The sequence below is a fragment of the Methylibium sp. T29 genome (genome assembly GCF_000576205.1).
In the GTDB taxonomy this organism is placed as follows: Bacteria; Pseudomonadota; Gammaproteobacteria; order Burkholderiales; family Burkholderiaceae_C; genus Methylibium; species Methylibium petroleiphilum.
Window position 1 is genome coordinate 1 of sequence record NZ_AZND01000586.1, and the last position, 663, is coordinate 663.

General features: G+C 74.8%; 1 protein-coding gene and 1 pseudogene. Both read right to left on the reverse strand.

The window, feature by feature from the left end:
* Nucleotides 1-206: pseudogene (locus x551_RS22970) on the reverse strand (hypothetical protein); the annotation flags it as partial.
* On the reverse strand, nucleotides 203-663 hold a 461-nt coding region (locus x551_RS22975; RefSeq protein WP_036252211.1), incomplete at its 5' end, for a hypothetical protein. The pseudogene x551_RS22970 and the gene x551_RS22975, both read right to left, overlap by 4 nt.

Consider the following 663-nt stretch of genomic DNA (forward strand, 5'->3'; position numbering starts at 1 on the left):
GACCGGGCGCTCGAACTGCCATGGCCGCGCGGGCCGATGCGCAGCGTGTGGGACCACTCGCCGGGCTGCGGCGCGAGCGCGTGGCAGGCCACGGCGAAGAGTGCCGCCGCCAGCGCGAGCAGGGTGGCGAGGAGGGCGAAGGTGATGAGGCTGAGGCGGCGTGCGGGGGAACGGAGAGGGTGGGGGTGAGAGCCGCTGTTCTTCATCGCATGGCTCCCGAGTCCACCACCGCCACCGTCGTCACCGCCTGCCAGGGGCCGGTCGAGCGGCCCAGCGCCGCGGCCCAGAACCACGCCGAGGTGTCGGTGTAGGCCTGGCCTTCCGCATCCGCGATGCGCTCGCACACGCGCAGCCGCTGCGCACCGCGCTCGGCCTCGAAGCAGCGCCACAGCCGCTGCTGCGCGTCGCGCTCCAGGCGTGCGGCGGCGATGCTGTAGCCGAGGCCACGATAGCAGTCGGCCGCCGGGTGCAGCATGCGCGTGGGGCGCTGCACGTCGCGCAGCACCAGCAGCCGCTCGCCGTCGCTGAAGCGGCCGATCGCGCCGGGGAAAGCGTTGGCGAAACGCTGCTCCACCGGGCTCAGCGCCAGCGGGCGCAGCGTGCGGCCGTCGAACTGCCGCGGCCATTCGACGGCGCTCAACGCGCCGTCGGCCGACGCCGCGT